Below are 24,936 nucleotides of genomic sequence, written 5' to 3'. Positions count from 1 at the left end.
AACACTCTATGGACTGTTCACGACCCCTGTAGGAGCTGCCGCAGGCTGCGATCTTTTGATTTTGTTTTTTAAGATCAAAAGATCGCAGCCTGCGGCAGCTCCTACAGGGGATCGCATGCACCATAAAAACAATAAAAATGCTGATTCAGAGGCTGACTGTCATGGCCGTACCTGCCACCGCGCTATCCCACGACGCCATCATCCAGGACTCCTGGTCCCGCTGCCGCGCGTTCGGCCTCGATCACCAGAGCACCCCGGCGTTCGACCAGTTGCCGGCTGAAGGCATCGCGCAGTTGCTGGAGAGCCAGCACTCACTGGTGCAAACCACCCATCAGGAAGTGCTGCCCTACTACGAGAACATCCTGAGCAATTCCAATTGCCTGATCATGCTCGCCGACCATCAGGGCCAGGTGCTGACGTCCTGGGGCACCCAGCGCTTTATCGAACCGAAACTGGCCCGGGGTTTCAGCGCCGGCGCCAGCTGGATGGAGCGCTGCACCGGCACCAACGCCATCGGTACCGCCCTGGCCTGCGAACAAGCGGTGCACATCGAACATGACGAACATTTCCTCAAGGCCAACCGCTTCATGACCGGTTCCGCCGCGCCGATTTTCGATGCCGAGCGCAAGGTGATCGCGGTGCTGGACGTTTCCAGCGACAGCTACCTGCCGCCCTCCCACACCCTGGGCATGGTCAAGATGATGAGCCAGACCGTGGAAAACCGGCTGATCCTCAACCTGTTCCATGGCCAGCATTTCCAGCTGACGTTCAACACCGGGCTAAACAACCTCGACAGCCAATGGGCGGGCTTGCTGATATTCGATGAGACCGGACAGGTGCTGTCGGCCAACCGCCGGGCCGACAATCTGCTGGGCATCAGCCTGTCGCGGGTCAGTGTCGAAAGCCTGTTCAAGGTCTCGCTGCTGGAATTGCTGAACCAGCCCGACGGCCTGCCCTTCGCCCTGCAAACCTCGGGACGCAATCGCTTCCAGTGCCTGTTGAAGCGGCCGAAACAGGCATCGATTCAACCCCGAGTATTCGCGGAGCCGGTTGTAGCCGCACCCGCTTCCATCAGCCTCAACACCCTGCATTTCGGCGACAGTCGCGTGGAAAAAGCCGTGCGTCAGGCCGAGCGCTTGCTGGAAAAAGACATTCCCTTGCTGATCCACGGTGAAACCGGGGTCGGCAAGGAAGTGTTCGTCAAAGCCCTGCATCAGGCCAGCTCGCGCAGCAAACAAGCGTTCATTGCCGTCAACTGTGCAGCGATTCCCGCCGAACTGGTGGAGTCCGAGTTGTTCGGTTATGAGAAAGGCGCATTCACCGGCGCCAACCAGAAAGGCAGCATCGGGCTGATTCGAAAGGCTGACAAGGGCACGCTGTTCCTTGATGAAATCGGTGACATGCCACTGCCAACGCAAGCGCGCCTGTTGCGGGTGTTGCAGGAGCGTTGCGTGCAGCCGGTGGGCAGCAGCGAGTTGTTCCCTGTGGACTTGCGCATCATTTCCGCGACCAATCGCTCGTTGCGCGAACAGGTACAACTGGGGCGGTTTCGTGAAGACCTGTATTACCGCATCGGTGGCCTGACCCTGGAACTGCCACCATTAAGAGAACGCAGCGACAAAGAAGCGCTTTTTAAACGCCTGTGGGAACAGCATCGCGAACCCAGCCAATGGGCTGGACTGAGCCGCGAGGTATTGGAGTTGTTCGACCGCCACCCGTGGCCGGGGAACTTGCGCCAGGTCGGCAGCGTGATGCAGGTGGCGCTGGCGATGGCCGAGGAACAGCCGATAAGGCCGGAGCATTTGCCGGATGATTTTTTTGTCGATCTGGAGATGGAGCCGGTCGATACGCCGGAACCGTTGGCCGTGGATCTGAATGATGCCGAGGATTTGAATCGGCAGTTGCAGGCGGCGGGGGGGAATATTTCGTATCTGGCTCGACGCCTAGGGGTCAGCCGCAATACCCTTTACAAGCGGTTGCGGCAGACTGAATGACAGGTGAGCCGTGGTGGGGGGAGGGCTATGCCGGCTTGTGTGAGAAGCCGTACCAGTTCAGCTGCCGGAACAAGAACGACCCGAACTTCGCTTATCTGAGCGGCACCATGCTGATATCGTTCCGCGAGTTTGCTCAGGCGCTAATTGCTGCTGGCTAGGTGATGGGCGGGAATGTACTGGATAACGCATTTCTGGTAAGATTGCTGATGCCCTTTTGTGGCCTTTTTTTGGGCTGCGGGCAATTTAATCCGGGGATTTGAGAATGCATCGTCTGAAGTACATGGCGGGAGTAGACGGCCTGCGATCGATAGCTGTGCTTAGTGTTGTTCTGTTTCATCTTGGAGTATCAGGATTCTCTGGCGGATTTGTTGGAGTTGATGTTTTTTTTGTAATAAGCGGCTTTCTAATAACAAGGCTTATTGCTTCCGAGCTTGAAAATAGCGGCAAGTTCAGTTTTTCTAGTTTTTATTTTCGTCGTGCTAAGCGGTTGTTCCCGGCGCTATTTGTAACGCTTCTAGTTACGCTGATAGCGTCCTTCCTATTGTTTTCGCCGCAGCACTTCCAAAGGTTTGGCGGTGAGTTGCTTTATGCGGTTTTTTCGATTTCAAATTTTTTCTTTTGGAACGAAAGTGGATATTTTAATACCGCATCTGAATTTAAGCCGCTTCTGCATACTTGGTCGCTAAGTGTAGAAGAGCAGTTCTACCTGATCTGGCCTGCGGCACTTGTTCTGCTATTGAAATTTAGAACGAAAACCCCACTATTTTTGTGCTTGCTGGTTGCGTTCTCAGTTAGCTTGCTTGCAAGCGTAGTAATGGCGGATGGGTACTCCAGGCTACTTTCTGAATTCATGCCGAGATTCGCCTCATTGTTTACCGATGGGCCTGGGACTATTTTTTTCCTAACCCCATTTAGACTGTTTGAGTTTGCAATCGGAGCTACAGCAGTTTGGGCTATCGGTGCGTTTGAGAAGCGTAGTTTATTAAAGGAAATTGCTAGCGCAACGGGTGTTACTCTTATTGCATTCTCTATTGTTCAGTTTTCCGAAACAACCCTTTTCCCATCATATAACGCCTTGATTCCGTGTATTGGCACGGCTCTTGTAATTTGTTCGCATGACTCAAAATATGTAGGTGGATTGCTTTCAAGCAGAATTCCAGTGTTTGTAGGCTTGATTAGTTATTCAGTATATCTTGTTCACTGGCCTCTAATTGTTTTCTACAAGTACTACACAATGACAAAGCTTGGATTGCTTGAGCAGTCAGCCCTGTTTGCTGCGAGCATTATCCTTGGCTACGCGCTTTATCGTTATGTTGAAACTCCATTCAGGGTCAAAAAAGAAAGCGGTGTGACACTATCTAAGCCAGCATTTGGCCTAGTGTGCGCAATGCTTTCGTTCGGCCTGGTTCTCCCCGCTGCGACAATTTGGGCGTCTGAGGGGTGGAAATGGAGAACCGACATGGCACCCGAGATTGCTGCGCAGCTTGAAAATTCAAAACAGTTTCACGTCGACCAATATGGCGGATCTGGATATCAGTATGTTGGCTGGATTTCTGGTGGCACTACTGGTGTTGCAGATATGGTATTGATCGGAGACAGTCACGCTCTGCAGTATGCTAGCGGTCTTGATGCTTTGATTGGTAAACCTCTTGGGAAAAATATTTATATCAGTGCCTCTAGCTGTATACCACTACCTGGAATGACTCGCGTTACCTCAGACCTAGACTGGGACACTGTCTGTCCAGGCGTGCTCGACACTGCTATGAAAGTCATCAATAACAGCCCTAATGCCGTGGTGTTTTTGGCTCAGGCGTGGGAAGGCCAGCTTTTGGTTTCTGGTACGCTTAACCCTAAAACGCCTACGCCAGGCGGCAACACTGTTGAAGGGTACAAATACATTACCGGAAAGATTGAAGAGTTCAGAAAGCTAATTGGTTCCCGACAGCTAGTGGTTGTAGGTAATGTACCTGGCGCAGGTGTTGTTGACGCGATAAGCTGCTTCAGTCGCCCATCATTCATAAACTATGACTGTGCAACAAGGCTCAGCCAGAAAGAAAGCACCATCAGTACAGTTCCTGGAAACATGATTCTTAAGAACTATGCAGAAGAGCATAAGGAAGTGACATACATTAGCCCGTATGAGGCTTTCTGTGCGGATGGGTTATGTAAGTCGTTTTCCGGTGGTGAAGTTTTCTACAGCGATGGGCACCACCTTTCAAAATCTGGTTCAAAACATTTTGTTGACCACTTTAAAGACAAGCTCCTGAATCTTATGGGTGACTCCAATCATATGACTGCGTCTATGTAATTTATTCGAAACATTTAAGCCCGCTTAGAGCGGGCTTAATGAGATGCTCAGCCTGACCGAGAAGCCCTGCAGGTTTACGCTTGCAGGGCTTTTCTCGTTTTCGGCGGAGGATCTCTCATGAACACAATGACACTTCTCGGTATCGACGTTGGCAAACACAGTGCTCATCTGCATGGCCGGGACACCCAAGGCCATCAGATTTGCGTAATCCGCAGAACCTGAAAACGCCGGAGCAACAGGTCCGTTTGGAGGATCTGCTGGCGGCCAACCAAGCGTTGATGACGGTCTACGTGATGAAGACTGAACTCAAAACACTTTGGACGCCGAGCACGACCTGGGGCTGGCGATCGGCCTGGAAGCAATGGCTGCGCCATGCTCAAGAAAGTGAATACCGGCTCTGATCCAGTTTGCAAAGCGAGGGTTACTGGTGGGGTATCGTCAGCTGAATTCGCTGGCCGATGCACACGGAGCTGCTGGAAGGCATAAACAATCGAATAAAGGTCATTAAGTGGATGGCGTACGGTTACCGGGACAGCGAATTCTTTTTCATGAAGATCAAGAGCGTCTTTCCCGGTAATCCGTGAAGAACCAAACAAAAACCCGCACAAGGCGGGTTTTGTCTGTAACAAAGACAGCAATCAGTCAGCCAGACGCCAGGTCGTGCCGCCCTTGCCGTCTTCCAGCACCACGCCCATCGTGGTGAGCTGGTCGCGGATGCGGTCGGATTCGGCCCAGTCTTTACCGGCACGCGCCGCCAGGCGCGCAGCAATCAGCGCCTCGACTTCAGCTGCGTCCACGCGCCCTTCGGCGCCGGCTTGCAGGAAGTCATCGGCTTCCAGCTGCAACACACCCAGCACACTGGCCAGTTCTTTCAAACGGGCTGCCAGACCGGCCGCTGCGTTGAGATCGCTCTCACGCAGGCGGTTGATCTCGCGGACCATCTCGAACAGCACCGCACAGGCTTCCGGCGTGCCGAAGTCGTCGTTCATCACCTGGGTGAAGCGCTCGACGAACGCTTCGCCGCCAGCCGGCGCCACGCTCGGCAGGCCCTTCAACGCATGGTAGAAACGCTCCAGGGCGCCCTTGGCGTCCTTGAGGTTGTCTTCCGAATAGTTGATCGCGCTGCGGTAGTGGCTCGATACCAGCAGATAACGCACGACTTCCGGGTGGTACTTGTCGAGCACGTCGCGAATGGTGAAGAAGTTGTTCAAGGACTTGGACATCTTCTCGCCATTGATGCGAATCATGCCGCAATGCATCCACGCGTTGGCGTAGGTCTTGCCGGTGGCCGCTTCGCTCTGGGCGATTTCGTTTTCGTGGTGCGGGAACTCAAGGTCGCTGCCGCCACCATGAATGTCGAAAGTCTCGCCCAGGCAGCAGGTGGACATCACCGAGCACTCGATGTGCCAGCCCGGACGCCCGGCGCCCCATGGCGATTCCCAGCTCGGCTCGCCCGGCTTGGTGGCTTTCCACAGCACGAAGTCCAGCGGGTCCTGCTTGGACTCGTCGACTTCGATCCGTGCGCCAATGCGCAAGTCCTCGATCTTCTTGCGCGACAGCTTGCCGTAACCCATGAACTTGGCGACGCGGTAGTACACGTCGCCATTGCCCGGGGCGTAGGCATAACCCTTGTCGATCAGGGTCTGGATCATGCTCAGCATGCCCGGAATGTGATCCGTGGCACGTGGTTCCATGTCCGGCTTGAGGATGTTGAGGCGCGCCTCATCCTCATGCATCGCGGTGATCATGCGTTCGGTCAGCGCGTCGAACGGCTCGCCGTTCTCCTTCGCACGATTGATGATCTTGTCTTCAATGTCGGTGATGTTGCGCACATAAGTCAGGTTGTAACCGCTGAACCGCAACCAGCGGGTCACCAGGTCGAACGCGACCATGCTGCGGCCATGACCAATGTGGCAGTAGTCGTACACGGTCATGCCGCACACGTACATGCGCACATTGTTGCCATCGAGCGGCTTGAAGACTTCTTTGCTCTTGGTGAGCGTGTTGTAGATCGTTAGCACGTTAGTTCCTTGACGCTAAATCACTGGCCCCACGAATCACGCAGGGTCACGGTACGGTTGAATACCGGCTGACCTGGTTTCGAGTCCTTCAAATCAGCAACGAAGTAACCTTCGCGCTCGAACTGGAAACGGTCTTCCGGCTGTGCATTGCCCAACGAGGGTTCAGCACGACAACCGGTGAGTACCTGCAGCGAATCAGGGTTGATGTTGTCCAGGAAACTGGCGCTGTCTTCGGCCTTCTCTGGGTTGGCCGAACGGAACAGACGATCGTACAGACGCACTTCGCACTCGACGCTGGCCGCGGCCGGTACCCAGTGAACCACGCCTTTGACCTTGCGACCTTCCGGGTTCTTGCCCAGGGTGTCCGGATCGTACGAGCAGCGTAGTTCGACGATGTTGCCATCGGCGTCCTTGATCGCTTCGTCGGCACGGATCACGTAGCTGCCGCGCAGGCGCACTTCACCGGCCGGTTCCAGGCGCTTGTAGCCCTTCGGCGGCTCTTCCATGAAGTCTTCACGGTCGATGTAGATTTCGCGAGCGAACGGCAGGACGCGCACGCCCATGTCTTCTTTCGGGTGGCACGGCAGTTCGAGATTCTCGACCTGGCCTTCCGGGTAGTTGGTGATCACGACTTTCAACGGACGCAGCACGCACATGGCGCGCGGGGCGCTGTGGTCGAGGTCGTCACGGATGCTGAATTCGAGCATGCCGAAGTCCACCACGCCGTCGGAACGGTTGGTGCCGATCATTTCGCAGAAGTTGCGGATCGATTTCGGCGTGTAGCCACGGCGGCGGAAACCCGACAGCGTGGACATGCGCGGGTCGTCCCAACCGTTGACGTGCTTTTCATCGACCAACTGCTTGAGCTTGCGCTTGCTGGTGATGGTGTAGTTCAGGTTCAGGCGGCTGAACTCGTACTGGCGCGGGTTGGCCGGCACCGGCAGATGCTCGAGGAACCACTCGTACAGCGGACGGTGGCTTTCGAACTCCAGGGTGCAGATCGAATGGGTGATGCCTTCGATGGCGTCCGACTGACCGTGGGTGAAGTCGTAGTTCGGGTAGATGCACCACTTGTCACCGGTCTGGTGGTGGTGCGCGTGACGGATGCGATACATGATCGGGTCACGCAGGTTCATGTTCGGCGAGGCCATGTCGATCTTGGCCCGCAGCACCCGCGCACCGTCCTTGAACTCGCCGGCTTTCATGCGGGCGAACAGGTCCAGGTTCTCTTCGACGCTGCGCTCGCGGAACGGGCTGTTCTTGCCCGGCTCGGTCAGGCTGCCACGGTATTCCTTGGCTTGCTCAGGGGTCAGGTCGTCGACGTAGGCATTGCCGGATTTGATCAGCTCCACCGCCCAGTCATGCAACTGGTCGAAATACTGCGAGGCGTAGCGCACTTCGCCGGACCATTCGAAGCCCAGCCATTTGACGTCGCTTTCGATCGCGTCGATGTATTCCTGGTCTTCCTTGGCCGGGTTGGTGTCGTCGAAACGCAGGTGCGTGACGCCGCCGAACTCCTGGGCCAGGCCGAAGTTCACGCAGATCGACTTGGCGTGGCCGATGTGCAGGTAGCCGTTGGGTTCAGGCGGGAAACGGGTGACGATCTGCGTGTGCTTGCCCGAGTCCAGGTCTGCCTGGATGATCGGCCGCAGGAAGTTGACCGGCACGGCAGGGCCGGTCTTGGCATTCGAGGTAGGGTCGACAGTGGGCTTGCTCATAGGATCCTTGAACGTACAAGTGCGTGGCCGTAATGAAGGCCGGACAAAACAAAGCCGCTATCATAGCCGATGCCGTCAAGTACCTGACAGAGCGCACTCTGTAAACCGTCGCATTTAATAGGCCGTAAATGAAAAAACAGCCTCGAAATTCGCGCCTGTCACGCTAAACTGCGCACCTTGGCCGAGACAGGCTGAACCGGTTGCGGGATGGAACCTCCCAAAACCACGAATTCATAAAGTATGCTTCTCCCTAAAAGAGTGTTGATCATGACCCAAGTCAAACTGACTACCAACCACGGCGACATCGTCCTCGAACTGAACGCCGAGAAGGCCCCGATCACCGTGGCCAACTTCGTCGAGTACGTTAAAGCCGGTCACTACGAAAACACCGTTTTCCACCGTGTCATCGGTAACTTCATGATCCAGGGCGGCGGTTTCGAGCCAGGCATGAAAGAAAAGAAAGACAAGCGCCCAAGCATCCAGAACGAAGCTGACAACGGTCTTTCCAACGACAAGTACACCGTCGCCATGGCCCGCACCATGGAGCCGCATTCGGCTTCCGCACAGTTCTTCATCAACGTGGCCGACAACAGCTTCCTGAACCACAGCGGCAAGAACGTTCAGGGCTGGGGCTACGCGGTATTCGGTAAAGTGACCGCAGGCACCGACGTTGTCGACAAGATCAAAGGCGTGGCCACCACTTCCAAGTCCGGCCACCAGGACGTACCAGCAGACGACGTGATCATCGAGAAAGCCGAGATCATTGAGTGATATTGCTGATTTCAGATTTACATCTGGAAGAGGAGCGCCCGGACATTACCCGGGCGTTTCTGGATTTGCTCGCCGGACGCGCCCGCTCGGCGAGTGCGTTGTACATTCTGGGCGACTTCTTCGAGGTGTGGATTGGCGACGACGCCATGACACCCTTCCAGCGCTCCATCTGCCAGGCCCTGCGCGAGTTAAGCGACAGCGGCACGGCCATTTTCCTGATGCACGGCAATCGCGACTTCATGCTCGGCAAGGCCTTCTGCAAAGCAGCCGGCTGCACCTTGCTGAAAGATCCGAGTGTCGTGCAGTTCAACGGCGAGCCGGTGCTGCTGATGCACGGCGACAGCCTCTGCACCCGCGACGAAGCCTATATGAAGCTGCGTCGCTACCTGCGCAACCCGATTACCCTGTTCATCCTGCGGCATCTGCCGCTGCGCACCCGGCACAAGCTGGCGCGCAAGCTGCGCAGTGAAAGCCGCGCGCAAACGCGGATGAAGGCCAACGACATTGTCGATGTCACGCCCGAAGAGATTCCGCGGATCATGCAGGAATACGGCGTGAAGACCTTGATCCACGGGCACACCCACCGTCCCGCGATTCACAAGTTGCAGCTTGGCGAGCAAGCGGCCAGGCGCATTGTGCTGGGGGATTGGGATCGTCAAGGGTGGGCGTTGCAGGTGGATGAGCAAGGGTTTGCGCTGGCGCCCTTTGATTTCGCAGCGCCTTAAAGATCAAAAGATCGCAGCCTTCGGCAGCTCCTACAGAGTGTACACATGCCTCTGTAGGAGCTGCCGAAGGCTGCGATCTTGGCTAGTCAGTGCCCTGCCGAAGCAGGCCCCGCCTTGGCGGTGAATGGCGGTTTGGCTAGCCACACAATCAGTATCAAACCCATGAACATCCAGCCCAACAGGGTGAAGTAGTCCACCGTGGACATGATGTACGCCTGACTGATCACAGTCTGCTCCAGCTGCGTGTAGGCCTTGGCCCCTGCCCCGCCCAGGTTGGTCAATGCTTCGCGAGTCGCCGGATCGAACGGGGTGATGCTTTCGGTCAGGTAGGCGTGATGCTGATCAGCCCGTCGAATCCAGATCCAGGTCGTCAGCGACGCCGCAAAACTGCCGCCCAAGGTCCGCAAAAACGTCGCCAGGCCGGAGCCGTCGGCAATCTGGCTCGGCGGCAGGTCCGAGAGCAGGATGGTCAGGGTCGGCATGAAGAACAGCGCCACGCCGATCCCCATGAACAACTGCACCAGTGCGATGTGCTGGAAGTCCACTTCATTGGTGAAGCCGGCGCGCATGAAACAGCTCAGGCCGATGGCCAGGAACGCCCCGCCCGCCAGCAGGCGCATGTCGAATTTCGGTGCGTATTTGCCGACAAACGGCGCCAGCAGCACCGGCAGGATCCCCAGCGGCGCCACCGCAAAACCGGCCCAGGTTGCGGTGTAGCCCAGCCGCGTTTGCAGCCACTGCGGCAGAATCAGGTTGATCCCGAAAAACCCGGCATAGCCCAGGATCAGTACGATGGTGCCGTAGCGGAAGTTGCGATGGGCAAACAGGCGCAGGTTGACCACCGGGTGTTCGTCGGTCATTTCCCAGATCACGAAAAACGCCAGGGCCACCACCGAAATCACCGAGCCGATCACGATGAAGCTGGATTCGAACCAATCGGCATCGTTGCCCTTGTCGAGCACGATCTGCAGCGCCCCGACGCCAATGATCAGTGCGATCAGACCGACGTAATCCATCGGCTGGCGGCTGGTGACCACCGGGCGCTTTTTCATCTGCTGGGTCACCACCCATGCCGCGAACAGACCGATCGGCACGTTGATGAAAAAAATCCATGGCCAGCTGTAGCTGTCGGTGATCCAGCCGCCGAGGATCGGCCCGGCAATCGGCGCGACCACCGTGACCATCGCCAACAGCGCTAGCGCCAGCCCCCGTTTCGCCGGGGGGTAGACCGCAATCAGCAGGGTCTGGGTCATTGGGTACAGCGGTCCGGCCACTACCCCTTGCAGCACCCGGAAGCCCACCAGCTCCGGCATCGAGGTGGAAATCCCGCACAGGAACGAAGCCAGCACGAACAGCAGCGTCGCCCAGACAAACAGCTTCACCTCGCCGAAACGCCGACTGAGCCAACCGGTCAGCGGCAAGGCGATGGCGTTGCTCACGGCGAACGAGGTGATGACCCAGGTGCCCTGCTCCGAGCTCACGCCCAGGTTGCCGGAAATCGTCGGTAGCGCCACGTTGGCAATGGTGGTGTCGAGCACTTGCATGAAGGTCGCCAGCGACAGGCCGATGGTGCTGAGCAACAGGCTGGGCGGTGTGAAAGACGCGTTATTGCTCATCGCGAATCCTTTGGAGCTGATCTGGCGCTGTGCCTGTTACAGACGCAGCTAACCCTGTGGGAGCGGGGTTGCCCGCGAAGAGGTCGGCACACTCGACATGGATGTCGCCTGACGCTCCGCCTTCGCGAGCAAGCCCGCTCCCACAGGGTCGATGTAATGGCATATCAGCGTTGCGCGGTCTTGCTGACCGCTGCGCTGTTGTCGTGGATCAGCTGGGTGATCATCGCATCGGCCTCGGCCAACTGACGGTCGTAGACATTGGTGCTGAACGAAGCCTTTTGCGGCGGCTGTTGCGCCAGCACTGGCCCGCTCTGGTCGTGCAGGTCCACATCGACCATGGTCGACAGACCGACCCGCAACGGGTGTTTGGCCAGCTCCTCAGCGTTGACGTGGACCCGCACCGGCACGCGCTGCACGATCTTGATCCAGTTGCCGGTGGCGTTCTGCGCCGGCAGCAGGGCAAAGGCGCTGCCGGTCCCGGCGCCGAGGCTGTCGATGGTGCCGCTGTATTTCACGCTACTGCCGTACAGGTCAGTCTCGATCTCCACTGGCTGGCCGATGCGCATGTCGCGCAGCTGGGTTTCCTTGAAGTTGGCGTCGATCCACAGCTGATCCAGGGGAATCACCGCCATCAGCGCGGTACCCGGTTGTACACGCTGACCAAGCTGTACAGAACGCTTGGCCACGTAACCGGTGACCGGTGCAATCAGGACGCTGCGCGAGTTGTTCAGATAGGCCTGACGCAGTTGCGCGGCGGCGGCCATCACGTCCGGGTGCGATGAAACCACGGTGTCATCGACCAGCGCACTGGTGGTCTTGAGCTTCTGTTCGGCATTGGCCAGGGCGTTTTGCGCCGAGGTCAGGTCGTCGCGGGCGTGGGACAGCTCTTCCTGGGAAATCGCCCCGCCGGCGGCGAGATTCTTGCGCCGGCTGAAGTTGTCCTGGGCCTTTTGCACTTCGGCTTTCTGGGCGTTGACCTGGGCCTTCATGCCATCCACATCACTGTACAAGCCACGCACCTGGCGCACGGTACGCGCCAGGTTGGCCTGGGCATTTTGCAGACCGATTTCGGCGTCGTTCGGGTCGAAGTTCACCAGCACCTGGCCTTCATGGACCAGATCGCCGTCATCGGCGCCGATGCTGACCACGGTGCCAGTGACCAGCGGGGTGATTTCCACCACGTTGCCGTTCACATAGGCGTCGTCGGTGCTTTCGCTCCAGCGCCCGTAGAACTCGTGGTAGGCCCAGACGCCCGCGCCACCGAGCACGACGGCGGCGGCCAGGACCAGCAGCATGAACTTGCGCTTTCCCGAATTGGGGTTGCCTTGGGTGTTTTCAGGAGGTTGGGTCGTATCGGCAGTGGCCATGACAAGTACCTTGAATTAGTGGGTCAACGTGGCTGGCGTGGCGCTGGCCGAGGCGATGGCCTCAGGCTGGAAACCGCCGCCCAGCGCCTGCATCAGTTGGATCGACAGGTCAATCTGCTCGGCATTCAGGTTGGCCAGCTGGCGCTGGGCCTGGAGCAATTGCTGCTCGATGCTGAGCACGTCCAGGTAGTTGCCGATGCCGGAACCGTAACGCTGGACCACGGTGTTGTAGGAATCCTGGGCGATGTCGGTGGCGTGCCGCTGGGCAGCGATCTGCCGGCCGATATCACGCAACTGGTTGATGCTGTCACTGACATCCCCCAGCGCCTTGACCAGGCTTTTGTTGTACTGCGCCACGGCGAGGTCGTAATCGGCGTCGCGCGAATCGAGGTCGGCACGCAGGCGGCCACCGTCGAAGATCGGCACCGAGATCGTCGGTGCAATGTTGAAGAAACGACTGGCCGAACCAAACATCGCATCGCCCAGCAAGGATTCGGCACCGGCAGCGGCGCTGAGATTCAGGTTGGGATAGAACCGGGTCTTGCCGGCGTCGATGCTTTTGCTCGCCGCTTCGACGCGCCAGCGCGCGGCCACCAGGTCCGGTCGGCGCCCGAGCAACTCGGCCGGCAGCACCGAAGGTAGCGCTACCGCACCCGGCTGAAGAATGTTCGGGCGGGCAATTTCATTGCCGCGGTCCGGGCCTTTGCCGAGCAGAACGGCCAGGGCGATTTTCGCGCTGTTCAAGCGTTTTTCGGCGTCGATCAGGTTGGCCTGGGAAGTGGCTTCCAGGCTTTCGGTCTGCTGGAACTGGTACTGGCTGTCGATCCCGGCAGTCAGGCGTCGCTGGCTCAGGTCGAGCATTTGCCGGGTGCGCTTGAGGTCTTCGCTGGACAGGTCATAGACGATGTGTGCCTGGCCAAGATCGCTATAGGCCCGGGCGACATCGGCGGCCAGGGTCAGTTGCGCAGCCTGCTGGTCGACTTCGGCGGCGCGGGCCTGGCCGAGGGCCGCTTCCCAGGCATCGCGCTGACCGCCCCACAGGTCAAAGTTGTAGTTGAAGCTGGTGCTGATGTTGCGCACGGTGGCGTACGCGTCACCCTGCCCGAGCGGATCCTGGTCCCGGGCCAGGCGTGAGCGACTGACACCGGCGCTGGCATCCAGGGTCGGCATCCGCTCGGCGTCGGCGGCGGAAGCGGCAGCGCTGGCCTGATGGGCACGGGCGTCGGCGATCTGCATGTCCGGGCTGTCGCGCAAGGCCTCGCGGATCAGGCCGTCGAGTTGCGGGTCGCCGAGGCTTTTCCACCAGTCGCTTTTCGGCCAGGCCGCGGGTGACAACGTCACACCGCTGAGGGATTGCCCGGCCTTGAGGGTCTTCGCGTCAAGGCTGACACCTTCGGTTTTCAGGCCGCTGTAACTGGCGCAACCGGCGACGCTCATGGCCAACAGCACCAGGCTCAGGCCGGTACGCAAGGGGTTACTGCTCATTTGTCACCTACCCGCAGCAGGGTGATCGCGTCACCGGCTGCCACCAGAATTTTCTTCAGGATCAGCTCCAGGGTTTTCAGTTCGTCCGGAGTGATGGCGCCGGCCAGTTCATTCATGGCTTCGGCGCCGATGTTCGGCAGGCGGTCGGCCAGCTTCTGCCCTTCTTCGGTCAGTACCAACTGCACCTGACGGCGATCCGCCTCGGAGCGTTGGCGGGCAAGGAAACCTTTCTGTTCCAGACGATCGAGCATGCGCGTCATCGAGCCGCTGTCCAGGGACAGGTGACGGCACAACTCGCCCGGCGAATCGACGCCGAACTGGGCGATGATGATCAACACTTTGAACTGCGCGGCGGTGATGCCGTGGGGTTCCATGTGGGTGTCGATGATCCGGTCCTTGAGCAGCGCGGCACGTCCGAGCAGCAGGCCGAGATGGCAATTCTGGAAATCTTCAGGAGAGAAATGTTTCATCTGACCACCAATTAGCTGCCTAGGCAGTGAATGTATGTCGAGATATTACTGCCTAAGCAGCGAATGTCAACGCAATAGTTAGGAAGCTTTGTATTTAGTTGACTAAAGGCATCGGATATAAGCAAAAAGATCGCAGCCTTCGGCAGCTCCTACAGGTGTACACAAAACCCTGTAGGAGCTGCCGAAGGCTGCGATCTTTTGATTTTGAAGGGACTAGAAATCCCGCTTGTAGAAGATATCCAGCGAACTGGCCACGCCACCCGCGGCTTCGAGGTAGACCTTCTTGCTCAGCTTGTAGCGCAAGGCAATGGTGTTGGCCGGTTCGAACACGCCGACACCGTAGCGCAGGCTGAGCTTTTCGGAAATATTGCCACTGGCCACCACGCTGGTGGCGTCGCCACTGCCCTGGGTGTCGAGCTGGAAGTCCTGGATGCCCAGGTTCTTGGCGATGCCGCTGGTCACCCCGGAGCTGCCCATCAAGCCCAACCCGAGAGCCGCCTGGGCGAGCATGTTGTTGTCTTCGCCATTGCTGCTCAGCGGACGCCCGAGCACCAGATAGGACAGGGCCTGCTCCTGACTCATGGCCGGCTCGGAGAAGATCTGCGTGGTCGGCTGTTCGGCGCTGCCACTCAAACGAATGCCGGCGATGATGTCGTCGGTCTTGCGAATGGCCTCGATGTCCAGGTACGGCTGATCGATGGGCCCGGCAAACAGCAAGCGCGCCCGGCGCACCGAAAGCCGCTGGCCGTAGGCGCGATATCGGCCGTCGTTAAGCCACAGTTCGCCGCGGGTGTCCATGTTGTCGCCGATGTGCACATGCCCCTGGACATTTGCGGTCAGGCCAAATCCTGCAAAGCTCAGCTTGTCCTCGCCGACCAGCACTTCGATGTCCATCTTCATTGCCAGCGGTGCTTTGCCCTCCTCGGTCTGCTGACCGATGATCACCGTGTCATCGGAAACCTTGACCGTCGACGGCGGCAACTCGCGAATGGTGATGTCGCCCCTGGGCACCAGCACTTTGCCGGCGATGGCCAGTTCGTCGCCCTTCATCGAGATCTTCAGGTCCGGTGCCACTTCCAGCTTGGCGTAAGGCTCGACGGTGACCGGCAGTTGCGACCCCTTGAGCGCCAGGTCCACCACCAGCGCCTGGCCCCAGGAGATGTTGCCATTCAGGCTGCCCTGCCCGGCCTTGCCGCTGTTCCAGCCACCGTTCAATTGCACGCTTTCACCGGCGATGAGCGCTTGAACGTGCAGGTTTTTCAGCTCCATCGGCAATTCAGGCCCGGAGATCTGACCGTCGCTGAGTTGCAGACTGCCATTGACCTGCGGCGCCAGCAGCCCACCGGAAATCGTGCCGCTGCCATTCAAGCGCCCGGTCAGTTTCTCGACCATCGGCACGAACGGTCGCGCCACCGACAGGTCCAGCCCGCTCAAACGGAACGAGCCGCTCAACGGCTTGTTCTTTGGCAGCGGATTGAGCTGCGCTTGCACCATCAGTTCGCCGAGTTTGCCGCCGACGAAGTTGAGCTCGCTGTCGATGCGCTTGGGCGTGAGTTTGCTGGTGAGTTTCAGGGTCTGGTACGGGAAGTCCAGCCACTGGTCCTTGTCCTTGATGCGCAATGTGCCGCCGCCGGCATCGACGCTGACCTGGCCGTTCGGGCCACTGGCCGGCAGGTCCAGTTGCAGGTCGGCATTGAGCCGGCCCTGCCAGGCGAAATCCTTCGGCAACCACTGCGCGAGACTGTCGATCGGGAATTGCTTGAGGTGATAACGCAACTTTGGCTCGGGCATCAGGCGCGAGTCTTCACCGCACAGGCTGGCCTGGCCGGATGCCCAGCAATGGGCTCCAAAGCTGATCTTGCCGTCCGCCAGGCGTTCGAGTTTCGCCGGCCCTTGCAGCTTCCAGTCCTGGCCACCGGCCTGGATATCACCACTGGCCAGGCGCCCGCGCCAGTTGCCTTTGTCCAGCGCACCGTCCAGCCCCAGCGCCAGTTTCAGCTTCGGCCCTTGCAGGTCGAGGCTCAGCTTCTGGTTCTTGATGTCGCCCTGGCCGCTGGCGGTCAGGGTTCCCAGTGCAGTGTCGCCGGCCTGGATGCCGCTGCCCTTGAGGCCGATTTTCGCCCGTTGCGCACTGTCCAGCGTGGCGTCCAGGTTAAGGCTTTGCAGGCGATTGTCCTGGAAAACCAGTTGCGAGCCTTGCAGGTCAAGCTTGCCTTGGGGCGCCTTGAGCGTGCCGGCGACATCCACGCGGCCATTGAGCTGGCCGCGCAGTTGCGGCCAGAGCTGGGCCAGGCGCGGTAGCTTGAGATCGATCTGGCCGGCGAGTTTCTGTTGCAGGCTGCCTTTGCCGCTGATGCTGTTGTCGCCGAGGCGAACTTGCAGGGTATTGAGGCTCCATTGCTCGCCACGGCCGTCGGCCTTAGCCTGGATCACCGCTGGCTGACCGCGCAGCTTGCCCTTGAGATCCAGGTCGGCATTGAGGCTGAGCGTTTCGTTTTTCAGCTCGCCCGTGCTGCGCAACGGCCCGGCCAGTGTGCCTGGCAGCTCCGCAACCCAGTACGCAGGGTTGATCGCCGACAGGTCCAGCGCGGTGTCCCAGGCAATGCCATCGGCGAATTGCAGGTTCAGGTGCCCCTCAGCCTTGCCCTGCCCGGCCTGGAGTTGAATCTGTTGCAGGTAGATTTTCGTCAGGTCGCCCGCGAACGGGCTGGCCAGGGTGAAGGCGCCGGCCGGACCGTCCGCCGCGGCGACGAAATGCCCGAGGTACTTGCCGTCGGTGTAAGAGACTTCGCCGGTGAACGTGCGAAGCGCAACTTGCGGTTCGTCGATAAGCGGATAGAGCCTGTGCCACGGGAAATCCAGCCAGTCGATCTTCGCCTCGGCGCTCAGGCCCTTGCTCCAATCCACAAGCCCTGTGAGCTTGAGGCTTTGCTTGTCGTTGGCGGTCAGGTCCAGCGCGGCAATCTGCGCGCCCTTGGCGTCAACCTTGCCTTGCAGCGCCAGGGCGACTGGCCCTTGCTCGGCGGGCAGCGTGGCTTTGCCGAGCAGCGCGTAGCCGTTCTTCAGGTCACCAGCGCCGGTGAGTTCCAGCTGATTGAGTTGCAGGGTATCCGGCAGATCGGCACTGGGCTTGAAGCCATCGGCGGTGATCCGTACCTTGGCCGGCAGGTTTTCCACCAGTGGTTGCAGTTCGCCGGTCAGTTGCCCGTTGAGGTAACCGCTGCTGTCGGCTTTCAGGTTCAGGGTCTTGAGCAGGTCGCCATCGACTTTCAGCGCCAGCGCCAGGGGTTCTGGCGTCGACAACAGCGTCAGCTTGCCGGAGGCGCTGAGGGGCCAGTTGCCGGAGGGTTGCAGCAGTCCGGACAGGTTCAGGCTCAGGTCATCGCGCTGTATCGACACCGCGTCGATCTTCAAGCCGGCCGTCGTCCAGTGCGCCGCCAGTTGCAAACCCTTGAGTTCTTCGCTGCCGTTGAACAACAGGCTGCCGACCTTGATTTCCCCCAGTTCGAGGGCCAACGGTAATTTGAGTTCCGGGAGCGTTATCGGGCCGCTGTCTGGCTCTTCGGCACCCGGCGGGAACGTCAGGCTGACCTGATCGGCCTGCAACTGCTCGATGCACAGGGTCATTCGCGTCAGGCACAACGGCGACCAGGCGAAAATCACTTTGCTCAGCTCAACCTGGTTGCTGTCCTGCTGCCACAGCACCCGATCGGCACTCCACTGCCCGCCCAACCGGCCCTGGAAGTTGTCCAGGGTCAAGCCCGGCACGAAGCCCAACGCCCAGCGGCTGCCCGTCGCCGTGCCCAGCACCGTGGCCAGCGTCAGGACAACCACTGCCACCAGCGCAGCCATTGTCAGCAGTGTTGCTTTCAAACCACGCTTCACAGCTCAGGCCCCATGGAAAAGTGCAGTCGAATGCCGCCATCGTCGTCCAGCGCATGGGCCAGGTCGAGGCGGATCGGCCCCACCGGCGATACCCAGCGCACGCCGATACCGACCCCGGTCTTGAGGTTCGGCAGTTCGAGTGTGTTGAAGGCATTGCCCTGATCGACAAAGGTCGCGACCCGCCATTTTTCGGCGACGGAATACTGATATTCGGCACTGGCGGCGACCATGTAGCGACCACCGATGCGGTCGCCGTCGGAGTTTTCCGGGGACAGGCTCTGATAATCGTAGCCACGCACGCTCTGGTCACCACCGGCGAAGAAGCGCAACGATGGCGGTACCGATTTGAAGCCGTTGGTTGCACTGCCGCCGACCTGCACCCGCCCGAGGAAGCGGTGTTTATCGAACACCGTGGTCAAGCCTTTGACCAATGCCGTGCCGTAGAGCAGGTTGCTGTCGGAACCCAAACCTTCCTTGGCCACTTTGGATTCAAATTGCAGGCGATAGCCGTTGTGCGGGTCGATGCGGTTGTCGCTTTTGAGGTACGAATAGCTCACACCGGGCATCAGCAAGGTACTGAGTCCCGAGTCGTCGCCCAGTTGGTAATCCTCGCGCTGCCACTTCAGCGATACCACCCGTTGCCAGCCGCTGGGCAACTTGCTGTGCCACTCGGGACCGAGGGTCAGCAGCTTGCTGTGGCTTTCCTTATCGGCGATGTCTTCATTCTGGTAGCCACCGGCAAAACGCAGTTTGTCGGTCAGGGGCGGGTCCAACGGAATGTCGTAGAACAGCCCGACGTTTTGCCGAGGTGCCGAGACTTCGGTTTCCCAGCCATAACTGTGCCCTTGCGCGTTGACCCAGTGCCGGGTCCAGTTGGCCTTGGCCCGTGGACCGACGTCGGTGGAAAAGCCAAGGCCCAGGCCCATGGTCCGCGGTTTGCGGGTTTCGAGCTTGACGTCCACCGGAATTGCTTCGTCCCTGGACGCCGTGGGTGCCGCGTCCACGCGAACGCCTTCGAAGTAGCCGCTCGATTGCAGGTTCTGATTGAGTTCGGCGATCAGTTCCGAGTCATACAGCGTGCCGGTCTTGAACGGCACCATGCGTTGCAGCAGGTCGTCATCGAACGGTGTATCGCCCTCGAAACTGACCTTGCCCAGGGTATAGCGCGGACCGCTTTCATAGATCAGTTCGATATCGGCGACGCCGGCACGGGGGTCGACCGACAGTTTTGAACGGGTGAACCGGCCGCTGAAAAAACCATAGCGCGAAGCCTGATTCTGGATCAGACGCTTGGCGTCCTCGTAATGCCCATGGTTGAGCACGGCACCGGGCTTGAGCGTGTCGCCCTTGGGGATTCGAAAGGCCTTGAGGGAAGCTGCCGGACCGTCGACACGCACCGTGACGTTGCGCAAGTGCACCGGCTCGCCGGGGTCGACCGTAAGCACCAGGCGCGGCTTTTCGCCGCCCTTCACTTCGCTGTCGATGTGCGGCTGGTAATAACCCAAGGCCTGGGCGGCCTTACGCGCCTGCTCTTCGGCGCCACGGCTGAAGCGCAGCAACGCTTCTTCATCGCGATCGCCGAGGTTGCCGATATAGCCTTCGATATTGGCCTTCAGCTCATCATTGGACGGTTTGATCCGCACATCCAATTCACTTTGTGCCAGCGCTGCGCAGCTGGTCATCAGCATCAGTACACCACTGGTAATTCTTCCTGGAAACTTCATAGGCGCGGATGCTATCACGAGCTTGAGAGCGTGATAGAGCCTGACTTACCCGGAAAGTTCGCCGATCAAGCGGTTGCAGTATGTAACACCTGGGGATTGGGGTGAAAAAACACGTGCTCGCGAATCGGTCCTACGGCAACTTCACCAATTTCCTGATAGCCCTGGCGCTTATAGAACTCCAGGTAGCGAGGGTTCCCGGTATCGAGGATCACGCCCTGTGAGTTTTCATCCACGGCGCACCAGTTGTGCACGGCTTGCAACAGTTGTTCGCCGAAGTGTTTGCCCTGGAACTGTGGATGAACCCCCAGCAACGGCAGGACGTGCACCGATTCGTTCGGCACGCAGGCCTCCACGGCAGCGTGATATTCGAGGTAGCGACGGGTGCAGCGAAATCCCGTGCTGAGCACCATGCGCAGGCGCCAGGCCCAACTTTCGGTGACGCCGAGACGACGTTGCGGCGGTGCGATCAGGGCGATGCCGATCAGGCGGTCGTTGACCAGCAGGCCGATGGCCGGCAGGTCCTGGAGAAAGTGCTGGCTCACCAGTTCGCGCACGGTGGCGCGAACCCGCTGTTCATAGCCGGGGCGCTCGGCTTCGAACAGATAGCCGAAGGTCGGCTCGTGTCGATAAGCCTGGTACAGCAGCGAACGCGCTTCGCGGGCGTAACCGCTGTCGAGCATGTGAATATCGGCGATGGCGGTCGAGGTTTCGGGCATGACGGTTGATCTCCCCAGCACAGCTCGGGCGGCTGCGCTCTTGTTGTTACGAGCCTGTCGGTGCTGACACAGTTCCTTACAGATCCGAAATGAGTGTAGGCAATGTAATCGCCTTCGTCGGAACGCCGCCCGGAGCAAGCCCGCTCCCACAGGTGATGAGCCGGCCTTGCTTTTGTGGGAGCGGGCTTGCTCGCGAAAGGGCCATCACTGCCCATACACAACTGACAGGCACAGCCGAATCCCCTCACCCCACACTGGCCCGATTCCCACATGTCAGCTAGCATCGCCCTTTTGCCAGGACTGCCGACCATGAAGATCGTTTCCTTCAACATCAACGGGCTGCGTGCCCGTCCCCATCAGCTGGCGGCGCTGATCGAAAAGCACCAGCCCGATGTGATCGGCTTGCAGGAAACCAAGGTCCACGACGAACAGTTCCCGCTGGCCGAGGTGCAGGCCCTGGGTTATCACGTGTATTTCCACGGGCAAAAAGGCCATTACGGCGTCGCCCTGCTCTCGCGCCAGGAGCCCCTGGCCCTGCATAAAGGTTTTGCCACCGATGAAGAAGACGCCCAGCGGCGCTTCATCTGGGGCACCTTCGCCGACGCCAACGGTGTGCCGGTGACCATCATGAACGGTTATTTCCCACAGGGCGAAAGCCGCGACCACCCGACCAAGTTCCCGGCCAAGGAGCGCTTCTACGGCGACTTGCAGCAATTGCTGGAAAGCCAGTTCAAGAACGACCAGCCGCTGGTGGTGATGGGCGATGTGAACATTTCCCCGGAAGACTGCGACATCGGCATCGGTCCGGACAATATGAAGCGCTGGCTGAAAACCGGCAAATGCAGCTTCCTGCCGGAAGAGCGCGAGTGGATGGCCCGCCTGAAGAACTGGGGCCTGGTGGACAGTTTCCGTCACCTGAACCCGGACGTGAGCGACACCTTCAGCTGGTTCGACTATCGCAGCCGTGGCTTCGAAGACGAGCCCAAGCGCGGCCTGCGCATCGACCTGATCCTCGCCTCCCACGGTTTGCTGCCACGGGTGAAGGCCGCCGGTGTGGACTACGAACTGCGTGGCATGGAAAAACCTTCGGACCATGCGCCGATCTGGCTTGAATTGAGCTAAAAAACACAAGATCGCGCCCTGCGGCAGCTCCTACATATACCCGTAGGAGCTGCCGCAGGCTGCGATCTTTTGACTGTCATCTTTCGGAAACCTTACTGACTTAATCTCCCGACACCTCCTTTGGTTATGTAAGGTGCCGGCATGATGCTGCGCGTGTTGTTCTTGATGATGCTGTGCACAGGCTTGTCGCAAGCGGCCTCGGCCGGCGACTTGCCGACACCCGAACACGGCACGGTGCTGCGGATTCAGGGTTCCAACACCATCGGCGCGGCATTGGGACCGGCGCTGGTCGAGGGCCTGCTCAGTGAACAGGGCCTGCGCAAGATCCATCGGGAAACCCCGAACGCCGCCAACGAACTGCGCATCGTTGGCGAAACCGTTCAGGGCCGTCGGATCGTGGTGGAAGTGGCGGCCCACGGTTCAAGTACCGGTTTCACCGCACTAAAAACAGCCAGCGCCGATCTGGCCGCCTCGTCGCGCCCGATCAAGGACAGCGAACTGGCCAGCCTGCAATCCCTCGGCGACCTGAAAAGCCCGAGCGCCGAACAGGTCATCGCCATCGATGGCCTGGCGATCATCCTTCACCCGGACAATCCGCTGAACCAACTCGACACCGTGCAACTGGCGCGCATTTTCAGTGGCGAGGTGAAGTCCTGGGAAGACATCGGCGGTCGCGGCGGGCCGATTCATCTGTACGCGCGGGATGATCAGTCCGGGACCTACGACACCTTCAAGGAACTGGTCCTTAGCGGCCGTGGGAAAACCCTCGGCAGCGCGGCGAAACGCTTCGAGTCCAGCGAGCAACTGTCCGATGCGGTCAGCGCAGACCCGCAAGGCATCGGTTTTATCGGCTTGCCCTACGTGCGCCAAGCCAAGGCCGTGGCCATTATCGACGGTCAATCACAAGCCATGCCGCCGCTCAACAGCCTGATTGCCACCGAAGATTATCCGCTGTCCCGTCGGTTGTTCTTTTACCTGCCACCGACGGAAAAAAATCCCTGGGCCCAAGCGCTGGTGGCCTATGCCCAAAGCAGCAAAGGGCAAGCGATTGTCGCCGCCAACGGCTTTATTGCCCAGACCGTCCAGGCCATGGCCGTCACGCCGAATGCGCTGATGCCCGAGGGATACCAGTCCCTCAGTCGTCATGCCCAACGGTTGTCGGTGAATTTTCGCTTTGAAGAAGGCAGTGCCAGCCTGGACAACAAGGCGCGGCAAGACCTGACGCGAGTGCTCGACTATATAAAGCTGCAAGACAAAATGGCCGGGCAAGTGACACTGGTGGGTTTTGGCGATGCCAAGAGCGACCCGACGCGCGCCGATCTGCTCTCGAAGCTGCGGGCCATGGCGGTACGACGGGAGTTGGTGAAGAGCGGCGTGGTGTTTCGCGAGATACGCGGATTCGGTGCAGAAATGCCGGTGGCGGCCAATAGCGCCGATGAGGGACGGATCAAGAATCGGCGGGTCGAGGTTTGGGTGTATTGAATTGAAATGCGAACAAATGTGGCGAGGGAGCTTGTCGGAACGCCGCACCGTCCCGCTCGGCTGCGCAGCAGTCGCAAACCAGACAACCCGGTGCATCTGATACACCAGGGTTGCCGGATTTGGGGCCGCTCCGCGACCCAGCGGGAGCAAGCTCCCTCGCCACAAGTATTCACTCGACAGAAAAGATGCAGTGCTCTTAGTGCCCGCTACGCATCATCTCTTTCGGCACATACTTGCCGATTTCGAACTTGCCGATCGCCGCACGGTGCACTTCGTCCGGGCCGTCGGCCAGGCGCAGGGTGCGCTGCATCGCGTACATGTAGGCCAGCGGGAAATCGTTGGAAACCCCTGCCCCGCCATGGATCTGGATCGCCCGGTCGATCACCCGCAGCGCCACGTTCGGCGCGACGACCTTGATCTGCGCGATCTCGCTTTTCGCCACTTTGTTGCCGACAGTGTCCATCATGTACGCCGCTTTCAACGTCAGCAGACGTGCCATGTCGATTTCCATCCGCGAGTCGGCGATCTTGTCGATGTTGCCGCCCAAACGTGCCAGAGGCTTGCCGAACGCAGTACGGCTCACCGAGCGCTTGCACATCAGTTCCAGTGCGCGCTCGGCCATGCCGATCGAACGCATGCAGTGGTGAATCCGGCCAGGGCCAAGGCGACCTTGTGCGATTTCGAAGCCGCGTCCTTCGCCCAACAGGACGTTTTCGTACGGCACCCGCACGTTTTCGAAATGTACTTCAGCGTGACCATGAGGCGCATCGTCGTATCCGAACACCGGCAGCGGACGCACGATCTTCACGCCTGGCGCATCCACCGGCACCAGAATCATCGAGTGCTGGGCATGGCGCGGTGCGTCGGGATTGCTCAGGCCCATGAAGATCAGGATCTTGCAGCGCGGGTCGCAAGCACCTGACGTCCACCATTTTTTGCCGTTGATCACCCACTCGTCGCCATCGCGCACGGCACGGGCGGCCATGTTAGTGGCGTCGGAGGACGCTACGTCCGGTTCGGTCATGGCGAACGCCGAGCGGATCTCGCCGCGCAGCAAGGGTTCGAGCCAGCGCTGTTTCTGCTCTTCGTTGGCGTAACGCACCAGCACTTCCATGTTGCCGGTGTCGGGTGCCGAGCAGTTGAACGGCTCTGGCCCGAGCAGCGAACGGCCCATGATTTCCGCCAATGGCGCGTATTCGAGGTTGGTCAGGCCGGCGCCAAGCTCGGACTCAGGCAGAAACAAATTCCACAGGCCCTCGGCCTTGGCCTTGAGTTTGAGTTCTTCCATGATCGCGGTCGGCTGCCAGCGATCGCCCTCGGCGACCTGGCGCTCGAACACGGCTTCGGCGGGATAGACGTAGGTGTCCATGAACGCTGTTACGCGCTCACGCAGTTCCTGAACCTTGGGCGAATAAGCGAAATCCATGAGCGAGATACCTTCTTGGGGGAGGTTGTTTAGGTCATGTATCGATGCTAGAACAGCGTTGATAATTTACCTAGCCTATTCTCGGCGTGTATAAACATTCATCACC

Annotated in this window: 16 protein-coding genes and 2 pseudogenes; 8 read left to right on the top strand and 10 right to left on the bottom strand. The window is 59.4% G+C overall.

Annotated features, from left to right (window positions below):
- The first annotated feature begins 161 nt into the window (after positions 1-161).
- The 4 genes and pseudogenes from ASD95_RS09580 (at position 162) to ASD95_RS28545 (ending at position 4,886) form a co-directional block, all read left to right on the top strand.
- Entirely contained in the window at positions 162-1,994 is a 1,833-nt protein-coding gene (locus ASD95_RS09580) for a sigma-54-dependent Fis family transcriptional regulator (protein WP_056724128.1), read from the top strand.
- Between the two features lie 11 nt (positions 1,995-2,005).
- Positions 2,006-2,146, top strand: a pseudogene (locus tag ASD95_RS29735) (cell wall hydrolase); the annotation flags it as partial.
- A gap of 110 nt (positions 2,147-2,256) precedes the next feature.
- On the top strand, positions 2,257-4,302 hold the full coding sequence (locus ASD95_RS09570) for an acyltransferase family protein (RefSeq protein ID WP_056724101.1): 2,046 nt from the start codon (positions 2,257-2,259) through the stop codon (positions 4,300-4,302).
- A gap of 80 nt (positions 4,303-4,382) precedes the next feature.
- Positions 4,383-4,886: pseudogene (locus ASD95_RS28545) on the top strand (transposase).
- A gap of 54 nt (positions 4,887-4,940) precedes the next feature.
- Here ASD95_RS28545 and cysS read toward each other — a convergent pair.
- Both cysS and ASD95_RS09555 read right to left on the bottom strand, forming a co-directional pair.
- On the bottom strand, positions 4,941-6,323 hold the full coding sequence (cysS, locus tag ASD95_RS09560; RefSeq protein WP_056724097.1) for a cysteine--tRNA ligase: 1,383 nt from the start codon (positions 6,321-6,323) through the stop codon (positions 4,941-4,943).
- A gap of 20 nt (positions 6,324-6,343) precedes the next feature.
- A complete protein-coding gene (locus ASD95_RS09555) occupies positions 6,344-8,041 on the bottom strand; it encodes a glutamine--tRNA ligase/YqeY domain fusion protein (protein WP_056724095.1) in 1,698 nt (565 codons plus the stop codon).
- 267 nt (positions 8,042-8,308) lie between these two features.
- Here ASD95_RS09555 and ASD95_RS09550 point away from each other — a divergent pair, with 267 nt between their 5' ends.
- Both ASD95_RS09550 and lpxH read left to right on the top strand, forming a co-directional pair.
- Positions 8,309-8,812 (top strand): peptidylprolyl isomerase, encoded by a 504-nt coding sequence (locus ASD95_RS09550; RefSeq protein ID WP_034146890.1) that lies wholly within the window; start codon positions 8,309-8,311, stop codon positions 8,810-8,812.
- A complete protein-coding gene (gene lpxH / locus ASD95_RS09545; protein WP_056724094.1) occupies positions 8,809-9,537 on the top strand; it encodes a UDP-2,3-diacylglucosamine diphosphatase in 729 nt (242 codons plus the stop codon). Before ASD95_RS09550 ends, lpxH begins: the two co-directional genes overlap by 4 nt.
- 86 nt (positions 9,538-9,623) lie before the next feature.
- Here lpxH and ASD95_RS09540 read toward each other — a convergent pair whose 3' ends face one another.
- The 7 genes from ASD95_RS09540 to ASD95_RS09510 all read right to left on the bottom strand — a co-directional run bounded on the left by ASD95_RS09540 (position 9,624) and on the right by ASD95_RS09510 (position 20,800).
- Positions 9,624-11,153, bottom strand: coding sequence for a DHA2 family efflux MFS transporter permease subunit (locus ASD95_RS09540; RefSeq protein ID WP_056724092.1), 1,530 nt, complete (start codon positions 11,151-11,153; stop codon positions 9,624-9,626).
- A 164-nt stretch (positions 11,154-11,317) separates the two neighbouring features.
- The gene (locus ASD95_RS09535) at positions 11,318-12,520 is read right to left on the bottom strand and encodes an HlyD family secretion protein (RefSeq protein ID WP_056724089.1); all 1,203 of its coding nucleotides are present in this window, start codon (positions 12,518-12,520) and stop codon (positions 11,318-11,320) included.
- Positions 12,521-12,535: 15 nt separating this feature from the next.
- Entirely contained in the window at positions 12,536-14,005 is a 1,470-nt protein-coding gene (locus tag ASD95_RS09530; RefSeq protein ID WP_056724086.1) for an efflux transporter outer membrane subunit, read from the bottom strand.
- A complete protein-coding gene (locus ASD95_RS09525; RefSeq protein ID WP_056724084.1) occupies positions 14,002-14,475 on the bottom strand; it encodes a MarR family winged helix-turn-helix transcriptional regulator in 474 nt (157 codons plus the stop codon). The genes ASD95_RS09530 and ASD95_RS09525 overlap by 4 nt, the downstream gene beginning before the upstream one ends.
- Positions 14,476-14,688: 213 nt before the next feature.
- A complete protein-coding gene (locus ASD95_RS09520) occupies positions 14,689-18,360 on the bottom strand; it encodes a translocation/assembly module TamB domain-containing protein (RefSeq protein WP_056724082.1) in 3,672 nt (1,223 codons plus the stop codon).
- Positions 18,357-20,084, bottom strand: coding sequence for an autotransporter assembly complex protein TamA (locus ASD95_RS09515; protein ID WP_056724081.1), 1,728 nt, complete (start codon positions 20,082-20,084; stop codon positions 18,357-18,359). The genes ASD95_RS09520 and ASD95_RS09515 overlap by 4 nt, the downstream gene beginning before the upstream one ends.
- Before the next feature lie 65 nt (positions 20,085-20,149).
- On the bottom strand, positions 20,150-20,800 hold the full coding sequence (locus tag ASD95_RS09510) for a GNAT family N-acetyltransferase (RefSeq protein WP_056724079.1): 651 nt from the start codon (positions 20,798-20,800) through the stop codon (positions 20,150-20,152).
- A gap of 309 nt (positions 20,801-21,109) precedes the next feature.
- Here ASD95_RS09510 and xthA point away from each other — a divergent pair, with 309 nt between their 5' ends.
- Complete coding sequence (gene xthA, locus ASD95_RS09505) at positions 21,110-21,922, top strand: exodeoxyribonuclease III (protein WP_056724077.1); 813 nt, start codon at positions 21,110-21,112, stop codon at positions 21,920-21,922.
- A 141-nt stretch (positions 21,923-22,063) separates the two neighbouring features.
- Positions 22,064-23,404, top strand: coding sequence for a substrate-binding domain-containing protein (locus ASD95_RS09500; RefSeq protein ID WP_056724075.1), 1,341 nt, complete (start codon positions 22,064-22,066; stop codon positions 23,402-23,404).
- Positions 23,405-23,600: 196 nt separating this feature from the next.
- On the opposite strand, the gene ASD95_RS09495 is transcribed toward ASD95_RS09500, so the two are convergent.
- A complete protein-coding gene (locus ASD95_RS09495; RefSeq protein WP_008053616.1) occupies positions 23,601-24,830 on the bottom strand; it encodes an acyl-CoA dehydrogenase in 1,230 nt (409 codons plus the stop codon).
- Between the last annotated feature and the right edge of the window lie 106 nt (positions 24,831-24,936).

Origin of the sequence: Pseudomonas sp. Root71 (genome assembly GCF_001429045.1) — a bacterium.
GTDB lineage: Bacteria > Pseudomonadota > Gammaproteobacteria > Pseudomonadales > Pseudomonadaceae > Aquipseudomonas > Aquipseudomonas monachiensis.
The sequence above is the reverse complement of the archived record's forward strand: the minus strand, read 5'-3'. Positions and strand labels throughout refer to the sequence as shown.